Source organism: Streptomyces sp. NBC_00539 (assembly GCF_036346105.1).
Taxonomy (GTDB): Bacteria; Actinomycetota; Actinomycetes; order Streptomycetales; family Streptomycetaceae; genus Streptomyces.
The window spans coordinates 2,064,025-2,077,983 of sequence record NZ_CP107811.1; the positions used below are offsets into that span (position 1 = coordinate 2,064,025).

General features: G+C 73.5%; 10 protein-coding genes. 5 read left to right on the forward strand and 5 right to left on the reverse strand.

The genetic code is table 11. From position 1 onward, the window contains the following. The first annotated feature begins 129 nt into the window (after positions 1–129). Both eccCa and OG861_RS08890 read left to right on the forward strand, forming a co-directional pair. A complete protein-coding gene (gene eccCa / locus OG861_RS08885; protein WP_329198812.1) occupies positions 130–4,089 on the forward strand; it encodes a type VII secretion protein EccCa in 3,960 nt (1,319 codons plus the stop codon). Between the two features lie 89 nt (positions 4,090–4,178). Beyond that, positions 4,179–4,412, forward strand: coding sequence for a DUF397 domain-containing protein (locus OG861_RS08890; RefSeq protein ID WP_329198811.1), 234 nt, complete (start codon positions 4,179–4,181; stop codon positions 4,410–4,412). Positions 4,413–4,489: 77 nt separating this feature from the next. Here OG861_RS08890 and OG861_RS08895 read toward each other — a convergent pair whose 3' ends face one another. From OG861_RS08895 to eccB, 4 genes are all read right to left on the reverse strand, one after another. Then, positions 4,490–4,798, reverse strand: coding sequence for a WXG100 family type VII secretion target (locus OG861_RS08895; protein ID WP_329198808.1), 309 nt, complete (start codon positions 4,796–4,798; stop codon positions 4,490–4,492). Between the two features lie 45 nt (positions 4,799–4,843). Continuing rightward, the gene (locus OG861_RS08900) at positions 4,844–5,164 is read right to left on the reverse strand and encodes a WXG100 family type VII secretion target (protein WP_329198806.1); all 321 of its coding nucleotides are present in this window, start codon (positions 5,162–5,164) and stop codon (positions 4,844–4,846) included. A 213-nt stretch (positions 5,165–5,377) separates the two neighbouring features. After that, the gene (gene mycP / locus OG861_RS08905; protein WP_329198804.1) at positions 5,378–6,616 is read right to left on the reverse strand and encodes a type VII secretion-associated serine protease mycosin; all 1,239 of its coding nucleotides are present in this window, start codon (positions 6,614–6,616) and stop codon (positions 5,378–5,380) included. A gap of 11 nt (positions 6,617–6,627) precedes the next feature. Next, on the reverse strand, positions 6,628–8,205 hold the full coding sequence (gene eccB / locus OG861_RS08910) for a type VII secretion protein EccB (RefSeq protein WP_329198802.1): 1,578 nt from the start codon (positions 8,203–8,205) through the stop codon (positions 6,628–6,630). Positions 8,206–8,455: 250 nt separating this feature from the next. On the opposite strand from eccB, the gene eccE reads away from it, so the two are divergent. The 3 genes from eccE to OG861_RS08925 all read left to right on the forward strand — a co-directional run bounded on the left by eccE (position 8,456) and on the right by OG861_RS08925 (position 12,818). Then, entirely contained in the window at positions 8,456–9,742 is a 1,287-nt protein-coding gene (gene eccE / locus OG861_RS08915; RefSeq protein WP_329198800.1) for a type VII secretion protein EccE, read from the forward strand. Beyond that, on the forward strand, positions 9,739–10,437 hold the full coding sequence (locus OG861_RS08920) for a hypothetical protein (RefSeq protein ID WP_329198798.1): 699 nt from the start codon (positions 9,739–9,741) through the stop codon (positions 10,435–10,437). Before eccE ends, OG861_RS08920 begins: the two co-directional genes overlap by 4 nt. Positions 10,438–10,574: 137 nt before the next feature. Beyond that, a complete protein-coding gene (locus tag OG861_RS08925; RefSeq protein ID WP_329198795.1) occupies positions 10,575–12,818 on the forward strand; it encodes an SCO5717 family growth-regulating ATPase in 2,244 nt (747 codons plus the stop codon). Positions 12,819–12,904: 86 nt separating this feature from the next. Here the strand turns inward: OG861_RS08925 and OG861_RS08930 are convergent, their stop codons facing one another. Then, on the reverse strand, positions 12,905–13,861 hold the full coding sequence (locus OG861_RS08930) for a bifunctional riboflavin kinase/FAD synthetase (RefSeq protein ID WP_329198793.1): 957 nt from the start codon (positions 13,859–13,861) through the stop codon (positions 12,905–12,907). Between the last annotated feature and the right edge of the window lie 98 nt (positions 13,862–13,959).

Genomic DNA, 13,959 nt, shown 5'->3' on the forward strand with positions numbered 1-13,959 from the left:
AGACCGCGCGGGCCACCCTACCGGGCTTATGACGGACTGTAGGCAAGTAGGATCACCTCCCCCGGCCAGGCCGGGGAGTTGAGGGCGCCGGTTGGGACGTCCGTCTGTTTTCGAGGGATTGATGCTCCGGTGAGCCAGATCGTCGTGAAACGCCCGCCCAGGTCGCTGCCCCCGGAGGTGCCGTCGGACGAGGTGAGGCTGGAGGCTCCGCCGGAACTCCCGCGGGGGCAGCAGGAGGGCATGCTGATGCAGCTCCTGCCGATGCTCGGCATGGGCTCTTCGGTCGTCTTCTTCTTCATGCCGGGTGCGGCCCCGTTCATGCGCATCATGGGTGTGCTGATGCTGGTGTCCACGGTGGGCATGGTGATCGCCCAGCTGGTGCGTTACCGGCGCGGTACGCAGGGGCAGATGGCGGACGTGCGCCGTGACTACCTCAAGTACCTTGCGCAGACACGGCGTCAGGTGCGACGGACCGCGCGGGCGCAGCGCGACGCGCAGCTGTACCTGCACCCGGCCCCGGACCAGTTGTGGTCGGTGGTGGCGGAGGGCTCGCGGCTGTGGGAGCGGCGGGTCGGCGACGAGGACTTCGGGCAGGCCCGGCTGGGGCTTGGCGCACAGCGCCTGGCGACTGCGCTGGTGGCTCCGGACACCGCTCCGGTGGAGGAACTGGAGCCGTTGACGGCCGGGGCGATGCAGCGCTTCCTCAAGGTGCACTCCTCACTGGACGGGCTGCCGGTGGCGGTGTCGATCCGGGCGTTCTACCACGTGACGGTGTCCGGGGAGCCGGAGTCGGCGCGCGGTACGGCGCGGGCGCTGGTGGCACAGCTGGCGACGCTGCACTCCCCCGAGGACCTGATGGTCGCGGTGGTGGCGGCGCCGGGCGCGGTGCCCTCGTGGGACTGGACGAAGTGGCTGCCGCACACGCAGCTGCCCGGGCAGGTCGACGGGGCGGGCACCAAGCGGCTGTTCGGGGACGACCTGGGCGAGCTGGAGGGGCTGCTGGGGTCCCGGCTGGAGGGGCGGCCGCGGTTCAGCCGGGACGTTTCGCCGGTGCTGGACCAGCCGCACCTGGTGGTCGTGCTCGATGGCGGGATGGTGCCCCCGGACTCGGTGTTCGCGGCCGTCGAGGGCTTGCAGGGCGTAACCATCGTCGAGGTGGTTGCGGGCGAGCTCGACGAGCAGCGGGGCGGGCTCTCGGTCGTCGTGCGGCCGGGCCGGCTGCGGCTGGAGTCGGGCTCGGGCGTCGCGTACGAGGGGGTCCCGGACACGCTGTCGCTGCCGGCGGCGGAGGCCCTGGCACGGCAGTTGGCGCCGCTGCGGACCGGTGGCGGTGACGACGACGAGCCGCTGCTGGCGAACCTGGACTTCACGGACCTGCTGAACCTGGGCGACGCGGCGCAGGTCGACGTGTCGCGCACCTGGCGGCCGCGGTCGGCCGGCGAGCGGCTGCGCGTGCCGATCGGCGTCGGCGAGGACGGCACGCCGGTCATGCTGGACCTCAAGGAGGCCGCGCAGGAGGGCATGGGCCCGCACGGCCTGTGCGTGGGCGCGACGGGTTCGGGCAAGTCGGAGCTGCTGCGCACGCTGGTGCTGGGGCTGGCGGTCACGCACACCTCGGAGACGCTGAACTTCGTCCTCGCCGACTTCAAGGGCGGTGCGACGTTCACGGGCATGGGGCAACTGCCGCACGTGGCGGCCGTGATCACCAACCTGGCGGACGACCTGACGCTCGTGGACCGCATGGGCGACTCGATCCGCGGCGAGTTGCAGCGCCGCCAGGAGCTGCTGCGCTCGGCGGGCAACTACGCGAACATCCACGACTACGAGAAGGCGCGCGCGGCGGGTGCCCCGCTGGAGCCGCTGGCCTCGCTGGTGCTGGTCATCGACGAGTTCAGCGAGCTGCTGACGGCGAAGCCGGACTTCATCGACATGTTCATCCAGATCGGCCGGATCGGCCGTTCGCTGGGCGTGCACCTGCTGCTGGCCTCGCAGCGGCTGGAGGAGGGCAAGCTGCGCGGCCTGGACACGTACCTGTCGTACCGGATCGGTCTGCGGACGTTCTCGGCGGCGGAGTCCCGGACGGCGATCGGCGTGCCGGACGCGTACCACCTGCCGTCGGTCCCGGGTTCGGGGTACTTGAAGTTCGGCACCGACGAGATGACCCGCTTCAAGGCGGCGTACGTCTCGGGCACCTACCGCTCGGGCGGCCCGGACCTGGCGGTGGGGCCGTTCCCGGTGGAGCGGCGGCCCGCGCTGTTCACGGCGGCGCCGGTGCCGGTGGTGTACGCGGCTCCGGACCCGGCGTACCTCGCGGCGCAGGAGACGCGGGGCGACGACGCGCTCGCGGACACGGTGCTGGACGTGATCGTGGGCCGGCTGGAGGGGCAGGGCGTGCCGGCGCACCAGGTGTGGCTGCCGCCGCTCGACCAGGCGCCGCCGCTGGACCAGTTGCTGCCGGCGCTGGCGCCCAGCGGGACGAGGGGCCTGCACGCGCAGGGGTACACGCGGCCCGGCGGCCTCGTCGTACCGCTCGGCCTCATCGACAAGCCGTTCGAGCAGCGGCGCGAGGTGCTGTACCGGGACTTCTCGGGGGCGGCGGGCCACATGATGGTGGTCGGCGGCCCGCAGTCGGGCAAGTCGACGCTGATGCGGACGCTGATCTCCTCGTTCGCGCTGACGCACACCCCCGCAGAGGTGCAGTTCTACGGGCTGGACTTCGGCGGCGGCTCCCTCTCGTCGGTCGCGGACCTGCCGCACGTGGGCGGGATCGCCTCACGGCTGGACCCGGAACGGGTGCGGCGTACGGTCGCGGAGGTGGCGGGGGTGCTGAACCGCCGCGAGGAATTCTTCCGCGCCAACGGCATCGACTCGATCGGCACCTACCGGCGCCGGCGCGCGGCCGGGGAGCTGCCGGGCGAGGCGTGGGGCGACGTGTTCCTCGTGGTCGACGGCTGGGGCGGTTTCCGGGGCGAGTACGAGGGCCTGGAGCAGGTCGTCACGGACATCGCGTCCCGGGGTCTGGGATACGGCATCCACGTGGTGGTCACGGCAGCGCGGTACATGGAGGTCCGGGCCGCGCTCAAGGACCAGATCCTGAGCCGGCTGGAGCTGCGGCTCGGTGACGTCATGGACTCCGAGTTCGACCGCAGGGTCGCCGCGAACGTCCCGACGGGGATGCCGGGCCGCGGTCAGGTGCCGGAGAAGCTGCACTTCCTGGGCGCGCTGCCGCGCATCGACGGGTCGCACAGCGCGGAGGACCTCTCGGAGGGCACGGCCGCGTTCGTGGCGGCGGTCAAGGAGACCTGGGCGGGGCCCTCGGCCCCGGGGGTGCGGCTGCTGCCGAGGCTGCTGCACGCGGACCAGCTGCCCAAGGGCGGCGAGTTCCCGGGGCAGGGGATCTCGATCGGTGTGGACGAGACGGACCTGGAGCCGGTGTTCATCGACTTCGAGACCGACCCGTTCTTCCTGGTCTTCGGCGAGAGCGAGTCGGGCAAGACGAACCTGCTGCGGCTCATCGCGCAGCGGATCGCCGAGCGGTACAGCCCCGACCAGGCCAAGCTGGTCGTCGGCGACTACCGGCGCAGTCTGCTCGGGGCGCTGCCGGAGGAGCACCTCCTGGAGTACGCGCCGATGGCGAACTCGCTGCAGATGCACATGGAGGCGCTGGGCGGGGTGTTCTCCCGCAGGCAGCCGCCGGACGACGTCACCCCGCAGCAGCTGCGCGACCGCAGCTGGTGGACGGGCCCCGACGTCTTCATCATCATCGACGACTACGACCTCGTGGCCACCAGCCAGGGCAATCCGCTCACGCAGCTGGTGGAGTTCCTGCCCTTCGCCCGGGACACGGGCGTGCGCTTCATCATCGCGCGCAATTCCGCCGGTGCCTCGCGGGCGCTGTACGAGCCGTTCATGCAGCGGATCAAGGAGCTGGGGGCGCAGGGCGTGGTGCTCTCCGGCGACCCGTCCGAAGGGGACCTGCTGGGCAACGTCAGGCCGCGTCCGCTGCCTCCGGGGCGGGGCTACTCCGTCTCGCGCAGGCGCGGTACGTCACTGGTCCAGATCGGGCGGCTGCCCGTCCAGGGGGCGTGAGAAGCGCGAACGTCGCCCACTGCGCCGCCCCGGCACCGATAATCGGGGCAGAACGCTGCACCGCAGTCGCACGAAGGGAAGGCCGCGCCATGGGGTCCCAGCAGGAGAAGGACGAGCTGTACGCGCTCGACATCAGCGGCGTCGAGTGGGAGGGCCCGCCCGGGACCAGCCCCGACGAGGAGCGCGTGGAGATCGCGAAGCTGCCCGACGGGGCGGTGGCGATGCGGTCGTCGCTGGACCGGGAGACCGTGCTGCGGTACACGGCGGCCGAGTGGGAGGCGTTCGTGCTCGGCGCCCGGGACGGCGAGTTCGACCTGCGCTGACCCGGTTCGGGACGGCTCGGAACGCGCGAAGGGGCGCGCCCGGTGCGGGCGCGCCCCTTCGGGGTGTGGCGGGGGACTCAGTAGGCCTCGGTGAACAGGCGCGAGGCCTTGATGTCCGTGGCGTGGTAGTCGCCCTTGCCGCGCTCGATGAGCTGGGCGACGGTCTCCAGCTGCTTGTGCATGTGGTCGGCGGCGGCCTTGTACTTCTTCTGGAGGGCGACGTACTCGCGGTGCGCCTCACCGTCCCAGGTGTCCGTGACGACCTTGACGGCGGTGTCCATCTCGTCCAGGTCCTTGAGGATGTTCTGCGACACCACGCGGATGCGGTCCGCCATCTGCTGGACGCTTTCGTACCTGACCTTGGTGTGGCCGTCGTTACCGGACATGGTCTACTCCTTCGCGCTGGGGCGTTGTGGGCAACGGGGCCTTGATCAGAGGTTGTTGAGGCCGGACTTGTTGGCGGCGGCGAAAGCCTGACGCACGTCCTCGTCCTGGGCGTTGCTCAGGTTCTTCGTCTCCGACACCGCGTGGTGCAGGACGCCGAGCAGCCGGCGGATCTTGTCGTGGTCGGTGTTGATGTCCTCCTGCGCCTTGACGAAGCCTCCGGCGCCCACGCCGGTCCAGCCCGCGCTCACCGTCGCGATGATGTCGGCCAGTTCACGCGACTGCCGCGACACGGCCTCGGCCGTCTCGGAGATCCTGTTGGCCGCCTTGACGACCGGATCGTCCGCAAGTCCGAAATTGCTCGTCATCCGAAGCTCCTCACTTCTCAATTCGCCGGCCGAACCGGCGGACTGCGTGGCGGAGCGGGTGTTCCCGGCGCGGAAACGAGCACGCGCCCACGGAAATCCCCCTCCGCTCCACGCCATCCCCCGATCACAGTCGTGAAGCCTGCCGTCACTCTAGCCAGTTCACCGCGGGGCCCCAACACCGGTACTGCGTAGCGCCGGTGAACCGGTAGGCGGTCACCGCACGGGGCGTCGGCGCCTGCGGGCGTCGCGCATGACGGTGGCGGTACCCGCGATGACGGCGATGAGTACGACGGCGGTTCCCAGGGCGTACGTACCGAACCGCTCCTCCCGCTCCTGCACGGTCTCGGTGAGGTGCAGCCCGGCCGCTTGGGGCGCGGCCGCGGGCGGCGGGCCCGGGTCCGGGACGGGGGCCTTGGGGGCTTCGCCGTCCTGGGTGAGGGCCCGTACCGGGTCGACCACGCCCCAGCCGACGTAGTCGTCGTGGCCGTTCACGGAGCGTTCGGCGGTGTTCTCGATCTGCCAGACGATCTGCTGCACGCTCCAGTCCGGGTGCGCGGCCCGCAGCAGGGCGGCGACTCCGGCGACGTAGGGGGCGGAGAAGCTCGTGCCGTTGTCCAGGCACTGGCCGAAGCCGGGGACGGTGGAGACCATGTCGACGCCGGGGGCCGCGACGCCGATGAAGTCGCCGGGCTGGGAGAAGGCGGCCCGCTCGTTGTTGCGGTCGGAGGCGGCGACGGCGAGGACCCCGGGGAAGGCCGCCGGGTAGGTCTTGCGCTTCTGCCCGGTGAGGCCGTCGTTGCCGGCGGAGGCGACGACCACGACCTTCGCTTCGATGGCCCGCTGGACCGCCTTGGCGAGGTCGGAGTCCGCGCTCAGCGGGACGTCGGTGTCCTGGGAGATGTTGATGACCTGGGCGCCCTTGGACACCGCGTGGTCGATCGCCTGGGCGAGGGTGGCGGCGTTGCCGTTGCCCTGCCCGTCGTTCTGCCGGATCGGGATGACGGTGGCTTCCGGGGCGAGACCCACGAAGCCGGTGCCGGCCTGGGGTCGGGCGGCGATCAGGCCGGCGACCCTGGTGCCGTGACCCACGGTGTCGTTGGTGCCGTCACCGCCCTTGGGGTCGACGAAGTCCTTGCCCGCGCCGGTGTCGAGGGCGCCGCCGAGCTGCGGGTTGACCCGGTCCACGCCGGTGTCGATCACCGCGACGCGGACGCCCTTGCCGCGGGTGCGGGCCCACAGGGCGTCCAGGAGCAGCCGTTGCAGGGCCCAGGGCCGGTCGGCGATCTGCTGCTTCATCGGGAAGGTGCACTCGCCCCCGCCGGCGAGGGACAGCGCGCCCGGGGACCCCGGGGCGGCGGGGCCCGTACCGCACGCCGCGACGAGGGCCAGGACTGAGCTCAGGAGCAGGCTCCGCACGGCCGTGGCGCGGCGCCCGGACGGTTGCTGTGGCATCGGCGGCATCCTCACGAACCCTGCGGCTGACGGGCGGAGTTGGTGTCCAGGCGCGGCCCCTTGGAGAGGAACTCCGACCAGGCGATGGGCACCATGGCCGGGGTGACCCCGCCGTAGCCCAGCCGGATCTGCGCCTGGCTCGCCTCGGGCCGGCCGTCGCCCGCGCCCGGCTGCTTGGGGCCGCCGGCGCCGATCCCGGACTGCTCCGCGTCACTGTCGCCGTTGGCCTGGACGGCGTACCGCAGACCCGTGTCGGTGACCAGGAACGTGGAGCCGCCGGCCGTGGTCTGGCGGCCCTGGACCTGGGTGTAGAGCAGGCCCGAGCCCGGGGTGACGTACGCGCCGGTACCGCCGGCGGTGATGTCGACGGGGAAGCCGGTGCCCGCCCAGGTGCTCAGCGTGGGGTTGCCCTGGCCGTCGACGGAGCGCAGCACCGCGCAGACCGTGTCGCGCAGGGCGGCGCCGGACGCCGGGCCGGGGGCGGCGGTCACCCGGTTGACCTGGGAGACCCTGCGCTGGGGCCACTTGGCGTCGTTCTTGAACGGGGTGGCGTCCGGGTTGAGGGACTGCAGGTCCACCTCGTGGGCCTTGCCGTGCATGTCGAGGCCGTCGGCCGCGGGCGCCGAGATCAGCAGCCAGGCCACGAACTCCGAGACGGGTGCGACCCGGTCGGGCAGGACGACGTAGTACTGGGTGCCGGAACCGGTCTGGGCGGTCAGCACCATGCCGACCTTGCTGTCGGCGGTGCCCAGACCCTGCACGGCGGCCTTCTCGCCCGCCCTGCCGGGCAGTTGCGGGAAGGCCAGGTCGTCGCCGGGGGTGAGGGTGGCGAGCCACTGTTCGGTGACCGGCTGGGGAGTGGCGCCGGTGCCGACCAGGGCCGTCGTGATCGTCGCCGCGTCGGCGTTGCCCTCGGGGAACCGGTACTTGGTGCCGGCCGCGTCGACCAGGTAGCGCTCCTTGGCGCCGCCGGTGTTCTGCACGTACAGCACCTGCGTCTCGGTGGTCTTGCGGCCGTCGTCCATCAGACGCGCCTCCCGGTCGGCGAGGACGAACGCGGCGGTCTGGACGCCCTTGCCGTTGCCGCCGGGCTGCTGGCAGACGGCCCAGCGCTTGGCCTTGCCCGCGTCGGCCGGGGCGGGCAGCCGGTCGGGGGCGTAGGGGATGCCTATGATCGGGCCCCGCGGCGGCTTGCCCGCGTCAAGGATCTTGTCGTCGATCTGGACGACCTTGAACTTCGCGGGATCCAGCAGCAGTCGGGCGGACGCCAGGTTCAGCACGGGGTGCAGCCTGGTCTGGTCCTTGCCGTTGACCTTCGTGGTCAGGACCACGTACCGGGTGGTCGACTGCTTGCCGACGATGACCTGCGTGCCGGGCTCGTCCCAGCCCTTGGGCGCCTGCGGTTTGAACATCCCCCAGGCGCCGAAGCCCGCGACCACGAGGGCGCCGACCACCAGGCCGGGGACCACGGCGCGCAGCGGGCGGGGCGCGCCTTCCTCGGTACCGGTGGCGGAGGGCTGGAGGAACGCTGCCACCGTGCGCCGCTTCGCGAAGGTGTACGCGTTGAGTTCATCACGCCGTGATGCCATGACCGCCTGCTTCTCGCCGCACGGCCCGGCGGACTCCCGTGCCCCGGGCCTCGATGATCGGACCGGGGACCTACTATGCCTCTTGACGGACGGTATGCACGGCCCGGGTAGGCTCGGTCGGCCGCCGCGCGGCCTGCGGACCGGCGCGGTCAGGGCTCTTCGGGGCGGATCCGGCAGACTTCGAGAGGGCGGCGGCGACCCGCCGCGCCGCAGCGTACGGGGCCCGCCCCCGGGATGGGGAGGTGCGCGAGTGACGGCCACCGCGACGCAGCCACGAACGGCCCCGGCGGCACCGGCCACACCGGCGCGCACCGGGGTCACACCGCATCCGCGGTCCACCCCGGGCCGGTTCGGGCCGTTCCGGCTGCAACAGCTGGTGCTCCTCCAGATCGCGGCCGCCGCCCTGCTGGTGGCCTGGGTGGTGGAACCGCTGCTGCTGGTGCCCGCCGGGGTACTGGCGCTGGTCCTGGTGCCGCTCGCGCTCGTACGCCGGCACCAGCGCTCCCTGCCCGAGTGGATCGGGGGCGCGCTCGCCCTGCGCACGCGGCGCCGCCGGGCCGCGGCACGCTCCGTACCGGCCGGCGTCGAGCCGGGGCTGGCTCCGCTGGTCGAGGCCGAACCCGCCCTGCGGACGCTGACGTTCAGCGACCGTGACCGCCGGCCGGTCGGCATGGTCGGCGACGGCACGTTCCTGACGGCCGTCGTCCAGGTGGACATGGACGCCACCGCCCTGCGGCCCGACCGGGGGACGCGCCCGCTGCCGCTGGGGCTCGTCCGGGACGTCCTCGAAGTCGACGGGATCCGGCTGGAGAGCGCCCAGTTGGTGCAGCACACGCAGCCGGCGCCCGCCCCGCACCTGCCGCCCCAGGCGATGGCCACCCGCAACTACGCCCCGCTCCAGGCCAGTACGGGCGCGCCGGCGGTACGGCTGACGTGGATCGCGCTCAAGCTCGACCCGGAGCTGTGCCCGGAGGCGGTCACGGCGCGCGGCGGCGGACTGGGCGGCGCGCAGCGGTGCCTGGTGCGGATCGCGGACCAGCTGGCGAGCCGGCTGACCGGCGCCGGGTTCCGGGCGGTGGTGCTGACCGAGCAGGAGCTGACGGGCGCGCTGGCCACGTCCTCCTGCGCGAATCCGATGGCGATCACCCAGGCCGGCCGGTCCTCGGGCACGGGCCGCCGCACGGAGGAGACGGCGCGCACGTGGCGCTGCGACGACCGGCGGCACACGACGTACTGGATAGGCCGCTGGCCGCAGTTGGGCGGGGCGGGCGCGGCGGCGCTGCCGCAGTTCGTGGCGCTGCTCACGTCACTGCCCGCGCTCGCGACGAACTTCAGCCTGACGATCGCCCCCGCCGAGCGGCAGGGCGTGACGCTGACCGGGCACGTTCGGGTGACGGGGCGCAGCGACGAGGAACTGGTGGCCGCCCGCCGCGAACTGGAGCGGACGGCGCGCGGCATCAGGACCGGGCTCGTCCGGCTGGACCGCGAACAGGTACCGGGCCTGCTGGCCTCGCTGCCACTGGGAGGAGCACGATGAGGGGCGGTTTCGGGCTGATCGGGCCGCGCCGCGAACGGCACGTGGTCCCGGCGGCCGACCTGGACGCGCTGGCCCTGCCCGTCGCCGACGACGGCGTCGTCATCGGCGTGGACGCCGAGGGCCGTCCGGCGGTGCTGGGCGTCAACCGGCCCACGCCGTACGAGGTCACGCTGATCGGCGGCCTGTGGACGGCGCAGGTACTGGCGCTGCGCGCGGCGGCCACGGGGGCCCGGGTCGCGGTGGAGACCGGGCGCGGGCAGGCCTGGTCGGGGCTGGCCCAGGCCGCTGGCGGCGGCCAGCAGTGCGTGACCCTGCACGATGTGGGGCGGGTGCCGCCGCAGGGCGCGTCGGCCGGCAGCCCGGTGCTGGTGGTCCGGGACTGCGGGATGCGGCCGCCGCGCGGGCGGGTGGTGGCGGGGCCCTGGCAGTCGGTGCTGACGCTGCTGCCGTACCTGAGCCCGGCGGCGCCCCGGCTGATGGGCAACGCCTCGCTGGTGGGGGTGCAGCGGGTGTCGCCGGACGAGGCGGGGCAGGTCGGCCGCCTGATGCACCTTCCGCGGGCGGCGGTGGAGTCGCTGCCGACGCTGGGTGACGGGGTGACGCTGTGGTGCACGCCGAGGGACCGCAAGTTCGTCATGACGCAGGGCACGGACACCGAGACCGGCCTGTTGGGCGCCGCGCGGCGGATCGACTGACGGCCGGGGCGGCGGCGCCGTGGGGGCCGTGAGCCCGGACACGGGGTCGGGCGGGGCGACGCGGCGCGATTAGGCTGAGCGTGGGCGCGGCGTCGAGGTGGGCGCCTGACCGGTGTTCGACAGACCAGGAGGACTCAGTGAGCGGCGATCGGAACGAGAGGCGCGGCGGGACGTGGGACGTCCCGACGGACGATCAGTCCGATGCGGAGCCCGAGGTGACGGGCGAGTTCACCATCGACTACACCCCTCCGGCCTGGTACACCCAGGGTGCGGCGCAGGCTCCTGCCGCGTCCGTGCCGGGGCTGCCGGAGGGCAGCGGCTTCGAACCGCACCGCCCGTCGGACGTGACCTCGCCGCCGACGATGCGGATCGCCCCCTCGGCCCCGCGTACGCCGTCGGCCGACGCCGTGGTGCCGCCGCAGGTGTTCACGACCGCTCCCCCGGCGGCACCGGCCGACCGGGCGCCGGTCGCCACCGCCGACCCGGTGGCGGCCCCGGCGCCTGCTCCGCAACAGGGGCCGCCGGCCGCTCCGGCTCCCGCCGCGGACCAGGTGGCCGTTCCGGCTGCCGACCCGGCTGCGGTGGCTGCTCCGGCTCCCGCCGCGGACCAGGCGCCGGTCGCGGACCAGGCACCGGTCGCGGACCAGGTGCCGGTCGCGCCTGCGCCTGCGGCCGAAGACGCGGCCGCGCCGGCGGTGTTCACGATCGCTCCCCCGGCGGTCCCGGAGCCGGTGTTCCCCCCGGCGCCCGCTCCCGCGCCGCCGGTCGCCCAGGCACCGGATCCGGTGGTCCCCGCCGCTCCGGCCCCCGCCCCGGACCCGGTGGCCGCTCCCGCGCCGGTGGAGCCGACCCCGCCCCAGGCGGCGGCCCCCGCTCCCGCCCCGGTCGACGCGGCTGCGGCAGATGCCGTGCCGCCCGTACAGCTGTACCGGACCGCCACGCCGCCCGAGGGGACACCCGTGCCCCCCGCCGCGTACGCCCCGGCCCCGCCCGGGCCCTACGCGCCGCCCGCCACCCCCGCGGAGACCGCCGTACCCGCCGCCGAGCCCCCGTTCGCCGAAGCGGGGGGCGGGCTGCCGGCGCTGCCGCCCACGTACCAGGCCCCGGACGGCTACGGGTTCCCGCCGCCGGCCCCCGCTCCGGCGCAGCCCGCGCCGCAGCCCCAGCCCGCGCCGCAGCCCCAGCCGTCGCACGACCCCCGTTCCGGCGGCCAGTGGCCCCAGCCCCCGTACCAGGCCGGCCCGGCCACCGGCGGGGCGCCGCTCGGTTACACCGCCGCCGTCGAGCTGTCCTCCGAGCGCCTGCTGCGCGCCAAGCAGAAGCCCAAGCCCGCCCGCTCCGGCTTCCGCTTCGGCGGCAAGGCCGCCGAGGCCGAGCGCCTGCGCAAGCTCGAACTCATCCGTACCCCGGTCATGTCCTGCTACCGCATCGCCGTGATCAGCCTCAAGGGCGGTGTCGGCAAGACCACCACGACCACCGCGCTCGGCGCGACCCTCGCCACCGAGCGCCAGGACAAGATCCTGGCCATCGACGCGAACCCGGACGCCGGAACCCTCGGCCGCCGCGTCCGGCGCGAGACCGGGGCGACCATCCGCGACCTCGTCCAGGCGATCCCGTACCTCAACTCGTACATGGACATCCGGCGGTTCACCTCGCAGGCGCCCTCCGGCCTGGAGATCATCGCCAACGACGTGGACCCGGCCGTCTCGACCACGTTCAACGACGAGGACTACCGCCGCGCCATCGAGACGCTGGGCCGCCAGTACCCGATCATCCTCACCGACTCCGGCACGGGTCTGCTCTACTCCGCCATGCGCGGCGTCCTGGACCTCGCCGATCAGCTGATCATCATCTCGACCCCCTCCGTGGACGGTGCGAGCAGCGCCAGCACCACCCTCGACTGGCTGTCCGCACACGGGTACGGCGACCTCGTCTCCCGCTCCCTCACCGTCATCTCGGGGGTCCGCGAGACCAGCAAGATGATCAAGATCGAGGACATCGTGCAGCACTTCGAGACCCGCTGCCGCGGCGTCGTCGTGGTGCCGTTCGACGAGCACCTCGCGGCCGGCGCCGAAGTGGACCTCGACCTGATGCGGCCCAAGACCCGCGAGGCGTACTTCAACCTCTCCGCGCTGGTCGCCGAGGACTTCATCCGCGCCCAGCAGCAGGCCCCGCAAGGCCACTGGGGAGCGCCCCAGCCCGCCGCCCAGCCGCACGCCGCCCCGCCACAGCAACAGCCGCCGTACCAGCAGCCGCAGGCACCCCAGCCCTACGGCCAGCCGTACCCACAGCCCGGCCAGCCCTGGCAGCCCGCGCAGCAACAGCCCCCGCAACACCAGCCGCAGCCCGGTCAGCCGCCGCGCGACCCCCGGCTGGGCTGACCCGCCCGCGCCGGCCCCGGCGTGCGAAAGGGCCCGTACCGCCCCAGAGGGAGGTACGGGCCCTTTCGCGTCGTCCGGGCAGCCGCTCAGCGCTGCGCGTCGTAGCCTTCCGTCAGCACCCGGGCCCGCTTCACGTCGTCGGCGATGGCCTCCAGCAGCCCGTCCAGCGACTCGAACTTCGCCATCCCCCGCACGTAGGCGAGGAAGTCGACGGCCACGTGCATGCCGTACAGGTCCAGCCCGACGCGGTCGATCGCGTACGCCTCCACGGTCCGCTCGGTGGCGTCGAACTGCACGTTCGTGCCGACCGAGATGGCCGCCGGCATCCGCTCGCCGTCCGCCGTCAGCCAGCCCGCGTACACCCCGTCCGCCGGGATCGCGGTGTGCGGCTGCGTCTCGACGTTGGCCGTCGGGTAGCCGAGCTCCCGTCCGCGCTGCGCCCCGCGCACCACGACGCCCTCGACCCGGTGCGGGCGGCCGAGGATTTCCGCGACGCCCTCCATGTCCCCTTCGGCGACGAGCCTGCGCGCGAGCGTCGACGAGAACGGCACGCCGCCGCCCGCCTCTCCCCGCACCACCAGGTCCACGACCTCGACCTCGTAGTCGTACGTGGCGCCCAGCTCGCGCAGGAAGTCGACGTTCCCGGCGGCCTTGTGGCCGAAGCGGAAGTTCGGGCCTTCGATGACGGCGCGTGCGTGCAGCTTGTCGACCAGCACCTTCACGATGAAGTCGGCCGGGGACAGCTGGGAGAACTCGGCCGTGAACGGCAGGATCAGCAGCGCGTCGACGCCCAGCTCCGCCATCAGCTCGGCCCGCCGCTCGTAGGTGGCCAGGATCGGCGGGTGGCTGCCGGGGCGCACGACCTCGCTCGGGTGCGGGCTGAACGTCACGACGACCGACGGCACGCCGAGTTCGCGTGCCTGGGCCACGGCCCGTCCGATGATCAGCTGATGGCCGCGGTGCACTCCGTCGTAGGAGCCGATGGTGACGACGCTGCGTCCCCAGTCATCGGGGATGTCCTCCAAGCCACGCCAGCGCTGCACTGTGACCGCTCCTCGCCCGAACCCGTGGGTAGACCCTGTACTGATTGCCGATTGCAGGTCTAAGACTGCCATGCCACCCGCCGCGGCCCCGCATCGGC